This is a genomic window from Zoogloea sp., assembly GCF_023150065.1.
Lineage (GTDB): Bacteria > Pseudomonadota > Gammaproteobacteria > Burkholderiales > Rhodocyclaceae > Zoogloea.
The window spans coordinates 1-678 of sequence record NZ_JAKLLN010000125.1 but is presented as its reverse complement, the minus strand read 5'-3'; the positions used below and the strand labels follow the sequence as shown (position 1 = coordinate 678).

1 protein-coding gene is annotated in these 678 nt (G+C 63.9%); it reads left to right on the top strand.

The genetic code is table 11. The features are described from left to right. Positions 1 to 660, top strand: a 660-nt coding sequence (locus L6Q67_RS23825; protein WP_296576087.1) for a quinoprotein dehydrogenase-associated SoxYZ-like carrier, incomplete at its 5' end; no start/stop codon positions are given. Between the last annotated feature and the right edge of the window lie 18 nt (positions 661 to 678).

The following is a 678-nucleotide window of genomic DNA, read 5'->3' as shown; positions in this document are numbered from 1 at the left end:
GACATGGAGCGGGATTTCCTGTCGGATGGGCCGGTCCAGTTCGACGAGCGCGTGAAGGTGATCTCGTCCGGGCTTGCAGAGAATCCGCTGCAGGTTCCGATTACGGTCGATGCGACAGCGCTGACCGGCGTCAAGGAGGTTCTGGTCTTTGCCGACTTCAACCCCATCCTGGAAATCCTCAGGTTCTATCCGGAGTCAACCAGCGCCTATCTGGGCTTCCGGGCCAAGCTGCAGCAGTCGTCCCCGGTTCGCGCTGCGGCCAAAACGGCCGATGGTGTGTGGCACGTTGGCGGGGTCTGGGTGAATACCACGGGTGGCGGCTGCACGGCGCCGTCGGCCGCATCGACCTCGTCCGAGTGGCAGAAGCGCCTGAACGAGGTGACCGCGCGGACCTGGAGCGAAGGGCCGATGTCCGGCCGGGTTCGGTTGCGGATCATTCATCCGATGGATACCGGGCTGATGGCGGGCGTACCGGCCTTTCACCTCGAGGAGGTCGTCCTGAAGGACGACGCCGGAAAGCGCCTGATGCGTCTGGAGATCTCCCAGCCAGTCAGCGAGAACCCGGTGTTCACACTGAATCGCGGGGCCGTGCAGGGCAGCCTGATGGTCAGTGGCCGCGACAACAACGGCAACATGTTCGACGTGCGGGTTGCGCCATGAAGAATCTCGTTCTCGCCC